The sequence below is a fragment of the Lysobacter sp. A378 genome, assembly GCF_054052125.1.
Genome location: NZ_JBSVRK010000002.1, coordinates 57,425 through 75,884, shown reverse-complemented (window position 1 = coordinate 75,884; position 18,460 = coordinate 57,425). Strand labels below are relative to the sequence as shown.

Below are 18,460 nucleotides of genomic sequence, written 5' to 3'. Positions count from 1 at the left end.
GAAGACAGTTTGACGATGGCACCAAGCACGATTCACGAGTTCACGCTGGACCCGCCCGATGCCCAGCGCCTGGCCAACCTGACTGGCCCATTCGATGCCCATATGCGGATCATCGAGCTGCGTACCGGAGTTGAAATCTCCAACCGCGGCAACGTGTTCCGGTTGGCGGGCACCAAGATGATGATGCGCAAGGCCGAAAAGGTCCTGCGCGAACTATGGGAAGAAGCCGACGGCCCGGTCCTGGACGAGCATGCGATCCATCTTGCCCTGATCGGGCTGGACGTCGCCCATGCGGTGGAGCAGGACATCCAGCCGCAGGAAGTCGTGATCCGCGTCAAAAGCGGAACCATCCGTGGTCGCGGCGCCAACCAGGCCCGATACCTGCACGCCATAGCCACCAACGACATCAATTTCGGCATCGGCCCGGCCGGTACCGGCAAGACCTTCCTGGCCGTTGCCAGCGCGGTGGAGGCGCTCAACGAATCGCGGGTGCAGCGATTGGTGCTGGTTCGCCCGGCGGTGGAGGCCGGCGAGAAGCTCGGGTTCCTGCCCGGCGACCTGTCGCAGAAGGTCGACCCCTACCTGCGCCCGTTGTACGACGCGTTGTACGAGATGCTCGGGGTGGAAAAAGTGCTCAAGCTGCTGGAGCGCAGCGTCATCGAGATCGCACCACTGGCCTACATGCGCGGACGCACCCTCAACGACGCCTACGTGATCCTCGATGAGGCCCAGAACACCACGATCGAGCAGATGAAGATGTTCCTGACCCGGATCGGCTACGGCAGCACCGCCGTGGTCACCGGCGACCTGACCCAGAACGATCTGCCCAAGCACCAGAAATCCGGTTTGCAGGATGCGCTGGACGTGCTGCGCGAGGTCAATGGCCTGTCCTTCACCTTTTTCGAATCCGGCGACGTCGTGCGTCACCCGCTGGTAGCCCGTATCGTCAACGCTTACGAGGCGCGCGATGCGAAGGACGCCCAGACCGGTCCGTCCAGCTGAACCACATGAGGCCCAACCCATGACCCTCGGTCCCACCGTACTCGACGTGTCAGTCAGCTACGGCCTGCCGCGCGCCGGCATCCCGGCCGCGGTCAGCTTCCGGCGCTGGGTCGCCGCCGCACTGGACGGCCGGATCCGCCAGGCCGACCTGGCGATCCGCCTGGTCGACGACAAGGAAGGCCGTGCGTTCAACCGCCACTATCGCGGCAAGGACTACGCCACCAACGTGCTGAGCTTCCCGGCGGATTTGCCCGAAGGAGTCACCCTGCCACTGCTGGGCGACTTGCTGATCTGCGTTCCGGTGGTCGCCAGGGAGGCACGCGAACAGGGCAAGCGGCTCAACGAGCACTATGCCCATTTGACTGTCCACGGTGCCCTGCACCTGCTGGGCTGGGACCACGAGGACGAGCGCGAAGCGGAATGCATGGAGCAACTGGAGCGCGAGATCCTCGCCACCCTTGGCATCTCCGACCCGTACCTGATCATCGATTGATGCCCAGCCACCCCCATTTGATGCGCTAAACTCACCCCGACGCCCATCCCCCGGGCGTATTCATGAAACTGATCAATGTCCGAGGACGATAGTAGTACCCCCACCCACCCATCCGCGCACGATGCGCCGGAGCGGAACGACAAACGCCGCTCCTGGTTTGACCGGATCAGCTCGGCGCTGTCGGGCGAGCCGACCTCCCGCGAGGACCTGGTGGAGCTGTTGCGCGATTGCCAGACCGACGGGCTGATCGAGTCCGACACGCTGACCATGATGGAAGGCGCGATAGCGATCTCGGATTTGAGCGTGGGCGATGTGATGGTCCCGCGCTCGCAGATGATCATGCTGCCGGCGAACGGGTCTTTCATGGACCTGATGAAGCAGGTGGTCGAGTCCGGTCATTCGCGCTTCCCGGTGCACGGCGAGGACAAGGACGAGATCATCGGCATCCTGCTCGCCAAGGACCTGCTGCTGGGAGTGGTCACCGATAACGGCCCGGCCACCATCCACCAGCTGATACGACCGGCGGTGCTGATACCCGAGTCCAAGCGGCTGAACATCCTGCTGCGCGAGTTCCGCCAGTCGCGCAACCACATGGCGATCGTGATCGATGAGCACGGCGGCGTCGCCGGCCTGTTGACCATCGAGGACGTGCTGGAGCAGATCGTCGGCGAGATCGATGATGAGCACGACGAGGCCGAGGATCCGGACGCGTTGATTGCCGCCCAGGCCGATGGCCAGTACGTGGTCGATGCGCTGGCCCCGATCGAGGACTTCAACGAGCATTTCAATGCCGATTTCGACGATGACGAGTACGACACCATCGGCGGACTGGTGATCGCGGCGATCGGCCATTTGCCGGAGGCCGGTGAAGAGCTGATTCTCGGACGGTTCGTATTCCGGGTGTCCAGTGCGGACGCACGGCGGGTACATGCCTTCCATGTAGGCGTGCTCGGGGATGTTTGACCGGCGGGGGGTTGAACGGCTCGGGGTTGACCGTTGCGGAACGAGCCATGGCATCTTGATCCGCCTATGCCTGTTGGCGCTGTTGTGGTCGTGCGCATTCGCCGCCGCCGCCACGCCCCGCATTGGCGTGATCACCATGCAGCCGGGCGAGATTTTCTTCGAGCGTTTCGGCCATAACGCCCTGCTGGTCACCGACCCGGACACCGGTACGGAAATCTCGTACAACTTCGGTTTCTTCGACCCTACCGAGGACGACTTCATCGCCCGCTTCGTACGCGGTGACATGCGCTACCGCCTGGTGGCCCTGCCGTTGCAACAGGACCTGGCCTACTACCGCCAGGTCGGGCGTGGGGTCAGCCTGCAATGGCTGGACCTCGACCCGGCGGCCGCACAAGCGGTTGCCGACGCACTGGAGCAGAACGCACGTCCGGAGAATGCGGCCTACAGCTACGATTATTTCCTGGACAACTGCTCCACCCGGGTGCGCGACATACTGGACCGGGCGCTGGGCGGTGACCTGCGTCGCCAGATGGGCGGCTCGCGTGGCAGCACGTTCCGCAGCGAGGCGACGCGTCTGGCATCACCGGATTTCTGGATGTGGCTGGGCTTCGACGTTGGCCTGGGACCTGCGGCCGACCGGCCACAGGCGTTCTGGGCCGAGGCATTCATTCCGATGCGACTCGCCGACGCCTTGCGCGATGCCCACAATGGTCATGACGAACCCCTGGTCATCGAGGAGGTCGAACTGCTGCCACACCGGCTTGCGCCGGCGCCGCGCGACTTGCCGCGACCCTGGTGGCCGTGGCTATTGGCCGGAATCGCGACCGGTGCCGGCCTGGCCTGGCTCGGCCGCCATCGACCCCGCCTGGTGGCCGGGATCGCACTGCCGTTCTGGACGGTGTCGGGACTGGTGGGCGCCCTGTTGCTGTTTATCTGGTTCGGCACCGCGCACCAATTTGGCTGGGCCAACCAGAACCTGTTGCTGGCCAGTCCGCTGGCGTGGCTGTTGCTCCCCGGCGGTTGGCGAATCGCCCGCGGCCGCAAGGGCGGACGCTGGTTCGGCTACGTGTTGACGGCGATGGTGGCGCTGGCGGTGCTGGCATTGTTCAGCCATTGGATGCAGTTGCTGCCGCAGCGCAACCTGCACTGGATCCTGCTGCTGCTGCCCATCCACCTGGGCCTGCTGGGGGCGCTGAAGCGTCGTTGAGGTGCTTGCCGGCATCCCTGTCAACGGGTCAGGATGGCACTGATGAAGACTTCAACCAGCCAGCCGCGTGATCCCAGCCTGCCGGCGAGCGTCGTCAACTGCGCCGCCTACGACCGCCACGGTACACGCCGCGACATCAGCCTGGATGCCATCAGTGACGTATTGGCGGTCGACGACGGCAGCTTTGTCTGGGTCGGCTTGTACGAGCCTGATGATGCGATCCTCGACAAACTGCGCGAAGAGTTCGACCTGCACAGCCTGGCCGTTGAAGATGCGACCAACGCCCACCAGCGACCGAAGCTGGAAGCCTACGACCGCTCCTTGTTCATAGCGTTGCACACGGCGCAAACCGTCGACGGGCATATCCGCTTCGGCGAGACCCACCTGTTTGTCGGCGCGCGCTACCTGGTCAGCGTGCGCCACGGTGCATCCATCAGCTATGCCGCCGCGCGGGCACGGATGGAGCGTGAACCGGAAATGCTCAAACACGGTCCGGCGGCTGCGCTGTATGCCGTACTCGACATGGTGGTCGACCGCCTGGTGCCGATCGTCGACGAGTTCGGCAATGCCCTGAACGCATTGGAAAAAGACATCTTCGCCGACGAGTTCCACAAGCACACGGTCAGGAAACTGTACGACCTGAAACGCGAACTGACCCGGTTGCGGCTGGCGGTAGCACCACTGCAGGACATCCTGGGACATCTGGCGCGTCCGCGCGGTGAGCTTATCGATGAGGAAATGCAGCTGTACTTCCGTGATGTCCTGGACCATGCGGTCCGGATCAATGACCACACCGACACGCTGCGCGAGATGCTCACCGCCGCGGTCAATGTCAACCTCTCGTTGGTGACCGTGCGCCAGGGCGAAATGGTCAAGCGCCTGGGTGCGTGGGCCGCGCTGCTGGCCGCGCCAACCTTGATCACCGGCTGGTACGGGATGAACTTCGTCTCGATGCCCGAGTTCAATGCCCGCTGGGGCTATGCCGTGCTGATCGGCGTGGTAGCCGTGACGATGGGAGTGCTGTACTGGCGGTTCAAGCGCTCAGGCTGGTTGTAACGGACTTGTTGTGACGGACTGGTTGTGACGAATCAACCGGCCATCAGCTGCAACCCGAGCCCGGTGATATACGCGCAGTACGTGCCCAGCGCATAGCCCAGTACCGCCAGCAATACCCCGACCGGTGCCAGCGACGGATGGAAGGCGCTGGCGACCACCGGCGCGGACGCGGCGCCACCGATATTGGCTTGCGAGCCGACCGCCAGGAAGAACAGCGGTGCCCGGATCAACTTCGCCACCACCAGCAGCAGCAACGCGTGGACGCTGATCCAGATCACGCCCAGCAACAGCAGCATCGGCCGTTCCGCCAATGACTTCAGGTCCATTTGCATGCCGATGGTGGCAATCAGCACGTACAACATCACCGAGCCGATGTTGGACGCGCCTGCGCCTTCCAGCCGGCGCGCGCGGGTGAAACTGAGCAACACCCCGAACGTGGTGGCCAACACCACGATCCAGAAGAACTTCGAATCCAGGCTGTAGTCCTGCAGCCGCCACTCCGCCGGCAGCGACTGCACCCAGGTGATCAACGGGTCGGCGAGGAAATGCGACAGCCCGGTCACCCCCAGCGCAACCGCCAGGATCAGCATGAAATCGGCCATGCTGGGGATGCGCGCGTGCTCGCTCTGGTAGCTCGCGATGTGCACCTTGAGCTCCTCGATCGCGGAGGTGTCTGCACCCGTCCAACGGTCGAATTTCTCGGCGCGCGGCGCGAGGAACAGCAGGATCGCCATCCAGAAATACGCCACGATCACGTCGATCGCAACGAACTGGCCAAACAGCGTCGCATCGACCTCGAATACTTCCTTCATCGCGGCCTGGTTGGCGCCACCGCCGATCCAGCTGCCGGCGATGGTGGTCAGGCCACGCCAGGTTTCGCCGGCCACGGCTTGGGGATAGATCCAGCCCATTGCCCAGAACGCCACGAACGCGCCCAGCATGACCCCCACGGTACCGGTGAAGAACATGATCAGCGCCTTCGGCCCCAACCGCATGACCGCGCCGATATCCATCGCCACGCAGAACAGCACCAGCGCACTGGGCAGCAGGTAGTCACGCGCCATCGGGTACAGCCCCGACGCGGGTCCATCGATCAGACCGACGCTGTTGTAGATCGCCGGCACCAGGTAGCAGATCAGCAGCGCCGGTATGACGCCGTAGAACTTCTGCCAGAACCCGGTGGGCCGCGACGCGGTCCAGAACACGGCGCCAAGGGTAATCGCGAGCAATCCGAGGATCGCCGCATCACCGGTGATGACGGCGGTGGGGGGTGCAGCAATCATGCAGACTCCGGTATGGAAGCAAGGCGAGGACCGGCCCGCTGCATTGGCGCGGGCCGGCTCAGGTCGATGGACGGACTATTGGCCCAGGTGCTGCTCGAGCCAGCCGTTGACGGTGTCGTGCCACTGCACCGAATTGTGCGGCTTCAACACCCAGTGATTCTCATCGGGGAAGTACAGGAACTTCGACTCGATCCCCTGTCGCTGCAGCGCAGTGAACGCTCCCAGGCCCTGGCTGACGGGAATCCGGAAGTCCTGCTGGCCGTGGACGACAAGCATCGGCACGCGCCAGTCGGCGACATGGCGACTGGGGTTGAAGGTCTCGTAATCGGCGTCCTTGTCCCACGGGCTGCCGCCGTTTTCCCACTCGGTGAACCACAGCTCCTCGGTAACGAAACCCATCATGCGGGTATCGAATACACCGTCGTGATTGACAAGGCACTTCCACGCGCCGGACGACGGCGTGTGCCAGTTACCGGCGATCCAGTTGACCATGTAGCCGCCATAACTGGCGCCCAGTGCGCAGGCGTTGTCGCCGTCGAGGAACGCATACTTCTCCTGCGCGGCTTTCCAGCCCTTCTGCAGGTCCTCCAGCGGGCGATCGCCCCAGTGCTGGCTGATGGCATCGGTAAACGCCTGGCCATAGCCGACCGAGCCGTGGAAGTCGATCATCACCACCGCATAGCCTTGGCCGGCGTAGGTCTGCGGGTTCCAGCGGGTGCTCCAGCCATTGCCGAAGCTGCCTTGCGGGCCACCGTGGATCAAAAAGGCGACCGGGTACTGCTGGCCTTCCTGGTAGTTCCAGGGCTTGAGCACATAGCCGTGAACGGTGTCGTTGTTCCAGCCAGTGAAGGTGAACTGCTCGAACTCGCCGAAGGTCACCTCAGGCAGCATCTGGCCGGCGCTGGGGGTGATCGCGCGTTCTGCCGCGCCGTTGATGCCGCCGACGAAAACCTGGGCGCCACTGTCCAGGCTGGCCCGGGTAAATGCCAACGTGCCGCCGGCCAGTTGCACCGAACCGATGCTGCCGTCGCCGGCGATCGGCGTGACACCGCCACTGTCGACGTGGACGGCAAACAATGGATGCTCGCCGGTGTCCTGCGCGGTCACGTAAAGAGTCTTTCCGTCCGCGGACACCGCGATGCTGTCGGCGGAACGATCCCACTGCGGTGCGATCTCCCGGCGTGCGTTGGTGACCAGGTTCAGCTCCATCAGCCGGTAACGGTCGGCTTCAAAACCCGGACGCGTCATGGCCCGGTAAAACAAGCTGCGACCGTCGGCGCTGAATACCGCACCGGTGTCGGTGGCAAGGTTGTCAGCCGTCAGGTTCTTCGAAGCACCGCGACCATCGGCGCTGACCTGGTACAGATCGAAATTGGTCGACCATGGCTCGCTGCGGTCGCTTTTGCGGGCGCTCATCACCAGCCATTGGCCGTCCGGCGACCAGATGTAGTCGCTGCTGTCACCAAACGGTCGCGCCGGGACGTCGCCAATGACCTCGGTGGCAACCGCCGTAGCAGTGGTCGTCAATGCCTTGTCGTCCGTCAGTGTCGCCACGAACACGCGATTCAGACGGCCATCGCTCCAGGCATCCCAGTGACGGACGAACATGTGGTCGTAGACCACCCCGGTTTCAGGGCTGGATTCGCGTTCGTCCAGGCGCTGCTTGCTGCAGGCAAGGTCGCTGCCGCAATCAACGAAGGCCTCGACGTTGAACGCCACTTGCTGCCCATCGGGTGACAACTGGTAGCCGCCGACATCCAGGGCGAAGTCGGTCAATTGCCGGGCTTTGCCTCCCTCGGTCGGGACCGCATACAGCTGCGAGCTGCCCGACTGGCTGCTCAGAAAATACACGCGCTTGCCATCGGGTGAGAACGCGGGGGAATTGACACTCCAACCTTCCGGGGTCAACCGCACCGGCGGCGCCGAGTCGCGGGTGACCAGGTTCTCGATCCACAGCGAGGACGACGCCTTGTTGGCGTCGTAGTCGGTCACGGCCTTGGCAAATACCACCAGCCGACCATCGGGAGATACCGCCGGCGAGGAAAAACGGTCCAGCGTCGCCAGGTCGATCGGCTGCAGGCCACGAGTCTCCGCATGGACAGGTTGACCGATCGTGGGCAGCGCAACAGCGATCAGCAATGGCAGCACGGCATGGCTCAAACGCATGGACAGTTCCCCTTTTTTTTCAGATCCCGATGGTAGGCCCGGCGGCGCAACCGCCGCAACCGCATCAATTGGTGGCCGAAGGATCGGCTTTGGCCCCGGCGCGATAAAGCAGCCAACCCACCAGGGCCAGCACCGCCAGACCCACCCATTGGCCGAAGTTCAGCGCATCCGGCAAGGCCAGCACGTCGGCGCGTCCCGACACCACGATGGGGATCGCAATGGCAATGCCCATCAATGCCTCACCGGTAATCAGCCCGGCCGAGAACAACACGCCGGGCCGGTGGATGCGGTCCTTGCCGTCCTCATCGTCGGCGGCCAACTTGTGCCTGCGCTCCACGAAGTGCGCCAACAGGCCACCCAGGAAGATCGGGACCATCAGTTCCAGTGGCAGGTAGATGCCGATCGCCGCAGCCAGCACCGGCACCCGGAACTTCGAGCCGCGTTTCTTCAGCCACTCGTCAAGCCCGATGACCAACGCGCCGATCGCCGCGCCCAAGCCAATCATGAACCACGGTAGCTTGCCGCCGAACATGCCCTTGGCCACCGATGCCATCAGCATTGCCTGTGGCGCCGGCAGCGGGTTGGGATGCGCGTCGGTCGGCGTGCCGATGCCGTAGGCGGCCGAGAGCAGGTTCAGCACCGGCGCCATGATCAACGCGCAGGAAAACGCGCCAATGGCCAGCATCAGCTGCTGCTTCCACGGCGTCGCGCCGACCAGGTAGCCGGCCTTGAGGTCCTGCAGGTTATCGCCGCCTACTGCCGCAGCGCAGCACACCACTGCACCGATCATGATCGCGGCGACCGCGCCGATCGGCGAGTCGCGCCCAAGCATGAACACCAGCACCAGTGAGGCGAAAAGTATGGTGGCGATGGTGATGCCCGAGACCGGGTTGTTGGACGAGCCCACCAGTCCAGCCAGGTACGCCGACACCGAGACGAACAGGAAACCGGCGACGATCATGATGATGGTCATCGGGATGCTGACCAGCCATTGCCCGACGATCGCCTGGTAGAGCGCGCCCAACGGGATCACGAACACCACCAACGCCACCAGCATCCACTTCATCGGCAGGTCGCGCTCGGTCTCTGCCACCACCTCGCCGCTGCCCTTGCGTGCGGCCGCGATACCACTCTTGATCCCCGATACCAGCGACTTGCGCAGCGAGAACAGGGTCCATATCCCGCCAATCAGCATCGCGCCGACGCCGAGATAGCGGATTTTTGCGTTCCAGATCGTGAACGCCGCGTCGGCCGCGCCCTGGCCGGCCAGCTCGGCGGCCAGCACCGGATCGGTGCTGGCGAAGAAGGCGTAATACAGCGGAATCGCGATATGCCACGACAACACCGCACCCGACACCACCACGATGCCGACGTTCAGGCCCACGATGTAGCCCACACCCAGCAATGCCGGCGACAAGCCGGTACCCAGGTAGGCCAGGACCTTGCCGTTGCCCAGCAGCCCCGCCTGCACCCAGGCGTCCGGAATGACCCGCAGGCCGCTGCTCGCGGCCAGCTTGACCACCGCCCCCACCACCCCGGACAAGGCCAGGATCTTCAACCCGGGACCCGGGCTGTCACCGGCCTTGAGGACTTCCGCAGCCGCCTTGCCCTCGGGGAACGGCAACGGATCCTCAACGATCATCGACCGTCGCAGCGGCACCGAGAACAACACGCCCAGCAATCCACCCAGGCCGGCAATCGCCAATACCCAGGAATAACGGAAGTCGTCCCAGTAGCCCAGGATGATCAACGCCGGAATGGTGAAGATCACGCCGGCCGCGATCGACGAGCCGGCCGAGGCACCGGTCTGGACGATGTTGTTTTCCAGGATGCTGCCGCCGCCGAGCAGACGCAGCACACCCATCGAGACCACAGCGGCCGGAATCGCGGTAGCAATGGTCAGGCCGGCAAACAGTCCCAGGTAGGCATTGGCCGCAGCCAGCACCACCGCCAGGATAATCGCCAGTACGACGGCGCGGAAGGTCAGTTGCGGTGGTGATGCCGTGGTACTCATCGAATGCTCCTTTGCTACGTCGACCCGACCGGTGCAGGAAAACGCCGGCCTGCAAAAACACAAGCTGCCGAGAATAGCCGAGAACCCGCAGCCAGCACGCGTGCCGATCGTCAGCCGACGGTCGGCACCAGACTCCAGCGGATCCCGGCTATTCGGCCTCCCCGGCTCCGGCCCCCTTACCGGTGCCGCCACCCAGGCTCCGCGACAGGAAGGCCAATAGCCGGACGTAGTACTCCCGGCGGTGCGACTGGAGATAAAACCCATGACCCTCGGTGTCGTAGTAGAGGGTTTCCACCGGCACCCCGGCCCTGCGCAGCACGCGTTCCATCATCTTGCTGTGCGCGATAGGGGCACGCTCGTCTTCGCCGCCGGCGGCCAGGAAAACCGGCACCTTGATCCGGTCGGCCAGATTGTTGGGAGAGACGGCGGCAAGCTGGCCGCGATCACCGATCCACTCACGCAGGTAGGTCTCGCCTGAGCCGCGCTGCTGGATATCGCCGTGGGTGTGCATCGTCGGCAGGTCGTAAACGCCGACGTAGCCCGCAGCGCATTGGTACAACGATGGCTCCCGGGCGACTCCCATCAACGCGGCATAAGCACCGTAACTGGCCCCATAGATGCAGATCCGCCGCGGGTCCGCGATGCCCTGGTCGATTGCCCAGCGGGTCGCATCGGTGAGGTCGTCCTGCATTGCCTTGCCCCACTGTTGCGCGCCAGCTGCGGTAAAACTCTTGCCGTAGCCGCCCGAGCCGCGGAAGTTCAGCCGCAGCACCGCATAGCCGGCGTCGGCCAGCAATTGCACCTCGCTGTCAAAGCCCCAGGTGTCGCGGATGCCAAAAGGACCGCCATGCGGCAATACCACCATCGGTTCCGATTTGCCGTCCGACCCGTTGGGCAGCGTCAGGTAACCGTGCAACGGCAGGCCATCGCGGGCGTTCAATTCAATCGTCCGGGTCACTGCCATCTGGCTGGGATCGAACCAGTCAGCCCGGCTCAACAGCAACTCCGCGCTCTTGGCCTGCTTGTCGAACAGGTAAAAGTCGCCGGGATTGCGGTCACTCCAGGTCTCCACCAAGGCGATCTTGCCGTCCGCGGTCTGGGAGTTGATCAACACCGGCTGGTTACCGAAGGCAGCCTCCAGGCTGCGATACAACCTTGCCTCGTCCGAGTCCTCGTCGAAAAATGCGGTACGCGGCTTGCCGTCGTCCAGCAACACGCCCACCGGGACCGCACTGCCATTGCGATAGATGACCTGGGCCGGGTCGACGTTGTCGTCGCGTTGGACCAGCTTCCGGGTCTGTCCGGCGATGTCGAACGCGATGATCGCGTTGGGACCGCTGGTTTGCTCGGCTTCCAGATAGGCGATCTGGTCGTTGGCATCAAAACCGATCGGCCACTGGCTCAACCCGGTTTTATTTTCATCGTTGAGCAGCTGCCAATCCGCACCATTACCGGCGCGGTAATACAGGCGTTCGCGGTTGTCGGTGTTCATCCCGACGGCAAACCGGACAACGCCCTGGTTGTCGGCAACGAACCGCGCGTTGCGCACCGGCGCACTGGCGACCTGCACGCGGCGACCGCTGTAGACGTCCAGCAGCTCGGCGCGGGTGTACGGGTCACTGTTGAATGGACTGACCGAAATGATCACTTTCCGATCATCATTGGGCAAGTCATCGACCAGGAACGCAGCGACGCGTTCGGCTTTTTTCGACTGGATCCGGGTGCCCGGCCCCGCACCCTGGACGCGCTGACCCACCAGGAATTCGACCTGGCTGCCATCGGCATTGATGGCATACAACTCACCGGTAGCCTGGGGCTGGTCGAGCGCACCCAACTTCTCGGCCATGCTGATCAGTACCCGCTCGGGGTTGACCCAGGCGAAGCTGGCAACGTGCGTGTTTGCCCCCAACACGAACGTCGCGCCGATCGAGTGGTCGCTGCGTCGCGTAATCACCAGTGCCGTGCGCTCGCCATCATCCAGGGGCACGGTAGCGGCATAGTAATCCCCGCGCGGCGAGATCTTGATCGCGTTGAAACTGTCGGTCCTGACAAAGCGCCCGACATCAACGGTTGTGGTGGTAGTGCTTCCCGTAGCGGTAGTGCCCCCATCGGCCGCCAAGGCGGCCGTCGAGAACAGCGCGGCCGCCAACAGCGCAGTACTGACCATGACTTTCAATATAGATCTCCCCTGGCTAGCGCCCCTGCAGGCAAGACTACTGCACCAACGCTGTCCGCTCTAGTCGCGCGAAACGGGGCCCAACGTGGTGGCGAGCGCTTGCCGCCAGTCCGGAAGTTCGACCCCGTACTCGTCCAGCAGACGGCGGGTATCGAGCACCGACCACGACGGACGGGCCGCGCGCGTGGGGAACTCGGCGGTGGTGATCGGTAGCACCCGTGGGCCCTGATCGATCATCCCGCGATCAGCCGCCCCGGCAAAGATCGCCTCGGCAAAACCGTGCCAACTGGTTTGACCGGCACTGACCAGATGACGCACGCCTGACTCGGCGAGCCCCTGCTCCAGCACGGCCGCGGTAACGTCGGCAATCAGCCAGGCCGGCGTTGGTGAGCCGATCTGGTCGGCAACCACGCGCAACTCATCGCGCTCGGCACCCAGGCGCAACATCGTGCGCAGGAAATTGGCGCCATGCAGGCCGTAGACCCATGCGGTGCGCAGGATCAGATGACGGGCGTGGGTGGCGGCAATCGCCTGCTCGCCAGCAAGCTTGCTGGCACCATAAACGCCCAGCGGCGAGGTCGGGTCATCCTCGCGGTATGGGCGTTTTGCGTTGCCATCGAACACATAGTCGGTCGAATAGTGGATCAGGCTGGCGCCAGCCTGCTCGCAGGCCGCGGCCATGCGCCCGGGAGCTTCGGCGTTGATACGGAACGCCAGGTCCGGCTCGTCCTCGGCGCGGTCCACGGCGGTGTAAGCCGTTGCGTTGACCACGGCCTCGGGCGCATGGCGCTGGATCAACCGGTCGATCGCTTCCGGGTCGGACAGGTCCAGCGTCTCGCACCGGCCGCCCTCGGACAGGCGGCCATCGCGGGTACTCACCACCAGCTCTCCCAGTGGCGCCAGGCTGCGACGCAACTCATGGCCGACCTGGCCGTTACCGCCCATCAACAGGATCTTCAACGGCTCACTCCGGTGGATCAAACGTCGGCAGGCAATCGTCGGCAATGTCGTCCAGCAGCGGCGCTTTCATGTCCTTTGCCGACAGCACCGGTACGCTGACCGGCCAATCAATCGCCAACCGCGAGTCATCCCAGCGCAAGCTGCGATCGGCCTGGGCGTCGTAGGTCGCGGTACATAGATAGGTGAACACCGCCCGCTCGCTCAGTGTCACGAAACCATGGGCAAAGCCTTCGGGAATCCAGAGCTGGCGTTTGTTATGCGCGCTCAGCACCACGGCGGTCCAACGACCGAAATGTGGCGAGCCACGACGGATGTCGATCGCGACGTCCCAGACCTCCCCTTCCAGCACGGAGAGGTACTTGCCTTGCGGATTGGGCCACTGGTAATGCAGGCCGCGTAATACACCGCTGGTGGAACATGAAACGTTGCCCTGCACGAACGCCGGCTGCAGCCCGTGCTCGCGCATTCTGTCGTGGTTGAACGACTCGTAGAAAAAGCCACGCTCGTCATTGAGCACCCGCGGCTCGATGACCACGCACCCGGGCAGGTCGGTCTGGATCAACTTCAATGGCAAGCCTTTCAGCGGTGACGGTCGAGACCGGTACCGGGCAGACACCTACCCGGTCATGGACGGCAGGGCAGGTTCCTAGAACGGGATGTCGTCATCGGCGAAGTCCGCGCCAAAATCGTTCGACTTGGCCGGCGCAGCCTCGCGACGCGGCGCTTCCGAACTTGCCGCCGGTCGGGACGGACGCTCGCTGCGGTCGCCACCGCCACCACCGCCGCCTTCACCACGGCCACCGAGCATCTGCATCTCGTCGGCAACGATCTCGGTGAAGTACTTTTCCACTCCGTCCTGGCCGGTGTACTTGTCGTAACGGATGGAGCCTTCGATATAGACCTGGCTGCCCTTGCGCAGGTACTCGCCGGCGATCTCGCCGAGCTTGCCGAAGAAGGTCACCCGGTGCCAATCGGTGCGCTCGATCTGCTGGCCGTCCTTGTCCTTGCGGGAGCTGCTGGTGGCCAGGCTGATCTTGGTGATCGCCATGCCGCCTTGGGTGTACTTGGTCTCTGGGTCGTTGCCCAGGTTGCCGACCAGAATCGCCTTGTTGATACCACGTGCCATGGGTGCGGTCCTTTTGGGTCGCCGCGGGCGGCGACGGGCAGTCCAGTATACCGATCCAACCGCAGACCGCAGTCGGCAAACCCCGGGCCGCGAGGTAGGATTTGTGCGGCGGGTTCGCCAATCGCGACCCGGCCAATGCCGTGCTGGACCGCCTATAATTGCCGGTCCAGCGTTTCCGGTTCCGCCATGCACGCCGCCAGCAAATCCGTCATTCCCGGCCTTCCCGCCATCCAGGCCCTCGCCCACGCGGACATGGCCGCCGTCGATGCGCTGATCCGGCGGCGGTTGGCCTCGGACGTGGTGCTGATCAACCAGGTCGCCGAGTACATCATCGGCGCCGGTGGCAAGCGGCTGCGACCGATGCTGCTGCTGCTGGCCGCCGGCGCGCTCACCCCATCGGGCAAGGGTATCGGCGCCGAGGTCCACCAATTGGCTGCGGTGGTTGAATTCATCCACACCTCCACCCTGCTGCACGACGACGTGGTCGACGAGTCCGACCTGCGCCGTGGACGCCGTACCGCCAACGCGGTGTGGGGCAACGCGGCCAGCGTGCTGGTCGGCGACTTCCTGTATTCGCGCAGTTTTCAGTTGATGGTCGAGCTGGACAGCATGCCGGTGCAGCGAATCCTGGCCGACACCACCAACCTGATCGCCGAGGGCGAGGTCCTGCAGCTGTTGCACGTGCGCAACCCGGACACCGACGAAGCCGCGTACCTGCGCGTGATCGAACGCAAGACCGCGGTACTGTTCGCGGCCGCGACACGCCTGGGCGCGCTGCTGGCCGGCGCCGACGAAGCCACCCAGCAGCGCTTGCACGATTGCGGGCTCAACCTGGGCTACGCCTTCCAGATCGCCGACGACGTGCTCGACTACTCGTCCGATGCCCAGACCCTGGGCAAGAACCTCGGCGACGACCTCGCCGAGGGCAAGGCGACGCTACCGCTGATCCATGCAATCAGGCACGCCGATGCCGACACCGCCGTCAAGTTGCGAGCGGCCATCGAGCATGGCGATGCCGATTCATTGCCCGGAGTGCTGGCGGCGATCCACGCCACCGGCGGCCTGGAATACAGCCGCGAGCGTGCGCGCGATTACGCCAAACTCGCCGCGCAGGCGTTGGACGGGTTGGAAGAGAACAGCCACGTGGGCGCGCTGCGTGGTTTGATCGACTATGCGGTCAACCGCGACCACTGAAGGTGCCGCAAAACACGTCAACTCACGCCGAGTCCGGGGATGGTGCTGATCGCGTTGGGGTCGAAACCTGTCAGGGAGGCGAAATGGCGGCCGCGGGCAACGTAGTCGCGGTAGGGACCGAAGCTGGGGGCGCCGGGGGAAAGCAGGACAACGCCCTCGCCGCCAAGCGCGTGCTCGGCCTGCCGGACCGCTTCGGCCAGATCGGTGGCGGCGACTAGCTGGAAGCGGCCGCGCGCAGCCAGCGGCGCAAGCAGCTCGTGGATCCGTGGACCGTTGGCGCCCATGGTGACCACCGCAGCCGGGGCATGATCCGCCATCGCCGCGGCAAAGCCGGACCAGTCGACACCGCGGTCATGGCCACCGACCAGGATCGCAACCCGGCGGGCGCCGAAACACTCCAGCGCAGCCAGGCTGGCATGCGGGGTGGTGCTGATCGAATCATTGACGTAACTGACCGCGTCCCGGGTGCCGAGCATCTGCAAACGGTGCGGTAACGGCACAAATTCCATCGCGCGGCTGGCCAGCGCCACCGCATCCAGTCCGAGCACCTCCAGCACGGTCAGCACCGCGCACAGGTTGCCGCGATTGTGGCGACCCGGAAGTGGCAGCGCGGCGGTATCCATGACCCTATGATCGCCGCGATACAACGCGTCCTCGCGCAGGTGCCAGCCATCATCGCCTCCGAACCAATGCACGTCGCACCCGGGCAGTGACAGCGCCGCCAGGGTGGGGTCATTGGCATTGAGCACCGCGACCGGCGGCCGCGCGCCGGTCAGCAGCCGCAGCTTGTCCTCGATATAGCGCGCCTGCGATCCGTGCCAATCCAGGTGCTCGGGGAACAGGTTGAGAACCACGGCGACCTGCGGCCGGGCGCCGCTATCGGCCACGTCGCCGGTCTGGTAGCTCGACAGCTCGATCGCCCAGTAGTCCGGTGACGGTTGATCGAGCGACGCCTGCGGCCAGTCAGACAACTCCAGCAGCGGCAGGCCGATATTGCCGGCCAGCGCGGTGCGATGACCGGCGGCACGCAACAGGTGGGCGAGCAGCGCGGTGGTGGTGCTCTTGCCCTTGGTGCCGGTCACGCAGACGGCGTTATCCACGATACCGGCGGGGCCGGCATGTTCGGCAAACCACAGTGCCGTGCCACCGATGAAGCGGGTGCCCTGCCCGGCGGCGGCAATCGCCTCGGCGCGGTAGGGGCTGATGCCGGGCGACTTGACCACGACATCGAAGCTGGACAAGCGCCCGGCGCTGGCATCGGTTTCCACCGCCAGCCGGGCATCTCCCACGGACGCTGCGTCGGCAGCTTCATCATCCTGACAAAGCAGCGTCAGCGGCAATTCCGGCAATCGCGAGCGGATCGCACTGTAAGCGGCGCGGCCTTCACGGCCCCAGCCCCACAACGCAACGCGCTGGCCATCAAGTTGCGAGATGCGCACGCAATCGTTCCCACAGTCGCGGCGGAATCCGCTGCTCGTCGTCGGGCACCAACAGCGGCTGGATCGACAATCCTTCCGGGTCGAGTTGCGGCAGTATTTCGCGGGCGAAACGTTTGACCAGCGCATCCTCGCGCCACTCGGGACGCTCGGCCAGCGCGGCCATCGCTGCGCGCGACTCGCGGCCTTCACCGACACACTCGAACGGCTTGTGGTCGCGGTACTCCAGCAAGGCGTCGTAACCGGCGGCCTGGGCGCTGTCATCCAGCAGATTGCGGCCAAGGATGCCGACCAGCCGCGGCTTGCTCATGAATGGCGCCAGCGCGAGGAACACGAAATGGCACTTCGGGCAGACCCCGCACCAGCGGTTGGTCGGGCGCTCGCCAAGAATATGGAAGTTGCGGTTGCAACTGGAAAAATGCGCGTCGTAGTGATCGGTGCGGGTGAACTGGCGCGCAACCGCCAGCTCGCTCAACGGGCGCAGCAGCGAGTAATAGTGCAGATCGGCGGCAACGTGCTTCTCGACGTAGTCGCCAAACGCCGACTCGAACGCCCAGCCCTTCGACCACTGGTGGTTGACCTCGGTGGTGACCGTGCCGTCATCGGTAGTGATCAACGAGCCGTAGCTGGCCGAACGCTCGTTGGAGAACACCACCTGCCCGGCCGCCTGCAACAGCGCAGCCAGCACCAGGATCGCGGAGTTCACCGCCGTCACCGGAATGTGGCCGTTCCAGGCGCCCTCGCGGTTGTAATCGAACAATTGCGAGGCCAGCGCGCGACCGACGTTCAGTGTCGGCAAGCCGGTACGTTCCGCGCAGGCCTTGATCAGCTGCGAGCCGCCAATCCAGCTGACCGTCTGCTCGACCCCGAGCGCGCGCAACGCCTCGATGCTGACCAGCGAGTCCTTGCCGCCGCCAATGGCAACCAGCGCGTGCTCGCCCAGACCCACCGCGGGAGCGAGGCCGGAAGCGGGCTGCTTCCCGCTCGGGAAGCGGATCCGGCCATGCAGGTCCAGGCCATTGCGATACGCAAACTCACCCAGGCCATTGAGATAGATGGTCTCCAGCAAGGCCGCGGTGTCGCTGTCAATGGCGTACGAGTCGATCCGAATCTGCTCCGGCACCGCCGCCTTGTAATAGCTCACCCCGGCGATCAGGTGCAGCAGTTGCAGCGCCTTCTCCACCGCGGCGGCACGCGCGTCGTCCAGGACGAATGGCGCACCCGGCACGGTGATCGTCTCCACCAGTTCCGGACCGTCGTCAAACGCATAGACCAGCTGCGCCACCCCATTGGCGGGGTCGAAACTGCAGCGGACGAAACGGAACGCGTCGATCGCGTCACGCTGGAACTTCCAGTTACTCATTGCCATGCACTCATTAGCCAT

Annotated in this window: 15 protein-coding genes; 6 read left to right on the top strand and 9 right to left on the bottom strand. The window is 64.7% G+C overall.

The genetic code is table 11. The features are described from left to right. The first annotated feature begins 15 nt into the window (after window positions 1-15). The 5 genes from ACW7G1_RS06295 to corA all read left to right on the top strand — a co-directional run bounded on the left by ACW7G1_RS06295 (window position 16) and on the right by corA (window position 4,721). Window positions 16-1,002, top strand: coding sequence for a PhoH family protein (locus tag ACW7G1_RS06295; protein WP_456978921.1), 987 nt, complete (start codon window positions 16-18; stop codon window positions 1,000-1,002). A 19-nt stretch (window positions 1,003-1,021) separates the two neighbouring features. Further along, on the top strand, window positions 1,022-1,495 hold the full coding sequence (gene ybeY, locus ACW7G1_RS06290; protein ID WP_456978920.1) for an rRNA maturation RNase YbeY: 474 nt from the start codon (window positions 1,022-1,024) through the stop codon (window positions 1,493-1,495). Between the two features lie 75 nt (window positions 1,496-1,570). Continuing rightward, window positions 1,571-2,458, top strand: a complete 888-nt coding sequence (locus ACW7G1_RS06285; RefSeq protein WP_456978919.1) for an HlyC/CorC family transporter — start codon at window positions 1,571-1,573, stop codon at window positions 2,456-2,458. Continuing rightward, a complete protein-coding gene (locus ACW7G1_RS06280; RefSeq protein ID WP_456978918.1) occupies window positions 2,451-3,665 on the top strand; it encodes a lipoprotein N-acyltransferase Lnb domain-containing protein in 1,215 nt (404 codons plus the stop codon). The genes ACW7G1_RS06285 and ACW7G1_RS06280 overlap by 8 nt, the downstream gene beginning before the upstream one ends. Before the next feature lie 42 nt (window positions 3,666-3,707). Then, the gene (corA, locus tag ACW7G1_RS06275) at window positions 3,708-4,721 is read left to right on the top strand and encodes a magnesium/cobalt transporter CorA (protein ID WP_456978917.1); all 1,014 of its coding nucleotides are present in this window, start codon (window positions 3,708-3,710) and stop codon (window positions 4,719-4,721) included. Between the two features lie 32 nt (window positions 4,722-4,753). Here the strand turns inward: corA and ACW7G1_RS06270 are convergent, their stop codons facing one another. From ACW7G1_RS06270 to ssb, 7 genes are all read right to left on the bottom strand, one after another. Beyond that, window positions 4,754-6,001, bottom strand: a complete 1,248-nt coding sequence (locus ACW7G1_RS06270) for a DUF819 family protein (RefSeq protein WP_456979856.1) — start codon at window positions 5,999-6,001, stop codon at window positions 4,754-4,756. Window positions 6,002-6,079: 78 nt separating this feature from the next. Further along, window positions 6,080-8,170 (bottom strand): prolyl oligopeptidase family serine peptidase, encoded by a 2,091-nt coding sequence (locus tag ACW7G1_RS06265; RefSeq protein WP_456978916.1) that lies wholly within the window; start codon window positions 8,168-8,170, stop codon window positions 6,080-6,082. A 64-nt stretch (window positions 8,171-8,234) separates the two neighbouring features. Then, window positions 8,235-10,184 (bottom strand): OPT family oligopeptide transporter, encoded by a 1,950-nt coding sequence (locus ACW7G1_RS06260; RefSeq protein WP_456978915.1) that lies wholly within the window; start codon window positions 10,182-10,184, stop codon window positions 8,235-8,237. A gap of 148 nt (window positions 10,185-10,332) precedes the next feature. After that, a complete protein-coding gene (locus ACW7G1_RS06255; RefSeq protein ID WP_456979855.1) occupies window positions 10,333-12,351 on the bottom strand; it encodes an alpha/beta hydrolase family protein in 2,019 nt (672 codons plus the stop codon). A 69-nt stretch (window positions 12,352-12,420) separates the two neighbouring features. Then, the gene (gene rfbD / locus ACW7G1_RS06250; protein WP_456978914.1) at window positions 12,421-13,320 is read right to left on the bottom strand and encodes a dTDP-4-dehydrorhamnose reductase; all 900 of its coding nucleotides are present in this window, start codon (window positions 13,318-13,320) and stop codon (window positions 12,421-12,423) included. A gap of 4 nt (window positions 13,321-13,324) precedes the next feature. Continuing rightward, complete coding sequence (gene rfbC, locus ACW7G1_RS06245; protein ID WP_456979854.1) at window positions 13,325-13,888, bottom strand: dTDP-4-dehydrorhamnose 3,5-epimerase; 564 nt, start codon at window positions 13,886-13,888, stop codon at window positions 13,325-13,327. A gap of 78 nt (window positions 13,889-13,966) precedes the next feature. Then, complete coding sequence (gene ssb, locus ACW7G1_RS06240; protein WP_456978913.1) at window positions 13,967-14,446, bottom strand: single-stranded DNA-binding protein; 480 nt, start codon at window positions 14,444-14,446, stop codon at window positions 13,967-13,969. Window positions 14,447-14,632: 186 nt separating this feature from the next. Between ssb and ACW7G1_RS06235 the strand changes: the two genes are divergently transcribed. Further along, a complete protein-coding gene (locus ACW7G1_RS06235; RefSeq protein ID WP_456978912.1) occupies window positions 14,633-15,640 on the top strand; it encodes a polyprenyl synthetase family protein in 1,008 nt (335 codons plus the stop codon). A gap of 17 nt (window positions 15,641-15,657) precedes the next feature. Here the strand turns inward: ACW7G1_RS06235 and murD are convergent, their stop codons facing one another. Next, entirely contained in the window at window positions 15,658-17,079 is a 1,422-nt protein-coding gene (gene murD, locus ACW7G1_RS06230; protein WP_456978911.1) for a UDP-N-acetylmuramoyl-L-alanine--D-glutamate ligase, read from the bottom strand. Further along, window positions 17,060-18,439, bottom strand: coding sequence for a UDP-N-acetyl-alpha-D-muramoyl-L-alanyl-L-glutamate epimerase (murL, locus tag ACW7G1_RS06225; RefSeq protein WP_456978910.1), 1,380 nt, complete (start codon window positions 18,437-18,439; stop codon window positions 17,060-17,062). Before murL ends, murD begins: the two co-directional genes overlap by 20 nt. Window positions 18,440-18,460 lie beyond the last annotated feature (21 nt).

Coding starts and splice junctions, on each gene's coding strand:
- ACW7G1_RS06235 (WP_456978912.1), top strand. CDS start 14,633: ATGCACGCCGCCAGCAAATCCGTCATTCCCGGCCTTCCCGCCATCCAG.
- ybeY (WP_456978920.1), top strand. CDS start 1,022: ATGACCCTCGGTCCCACCGTACTCGACGTGTCAGTCAGCTACGGCCTG.
- ACW7G1_RS06295 (WP_456978921.1), top strand. CDS start 16: ATGGCACCAAGCACGATTCACGAGTTCACGCTGGACCCGCCCGATGCC.
- ACW7G1_RS06280 (WP_456978918.1), top strand. CDS start 2,451: ATGTTTGACCGGCGGGGGGTTGAACGGCTCGGGGTTGACCGTTGCGGA.
- ACW7G1_RS06260 (WP_456978915.1), bottom strand. CDS start 10,184: ATGAGTACCACGGCATCACCACCGCAACTGACCTTCCGCGCCGTCGTA.
- ssb (WP_456978913.1), bottom strand. CDS start 14,446: ATGGCACGTGGTATCAACAAGGCGATTCTGGTCGGCAACCTGGGCAAC.
- murL (WP_456978910.1), bottom strand. CDS start 18,439: ATGAGTAACTGGAAGTTCCAGCGTGACGCGATCGACGCGTTCCGTTTC.
- ACW7G1_RS06285 (WP_456978919.1), top strand. CDS start 1,571: ATGTCCGAGGACGATAGTAGTACCCCCACCCACCCATCCGCGCACGAT.
- ACW7G1_RS06265 (WP_456978916.1), bottom strand. CDS start 8,170: ATGCGTTTGAGCCATGCCGTGCTGCCATTGCTGATCGCTGTTGCGCTG.
- ACW7G1_RS06255 (WP_456979855.1), bottom strand. CDS start 12,351: ATGGTCAGTACTGCGCTGTTGGCGGCCGCGCTGTTCTCGACGGCCGCC.
- corA (WP_456978917.1), top strand. CDS start 3,708: ATGAAGACTTCAACCAGCCAGCCGCGTGATCCCAGCCTGCCGGCGAGC.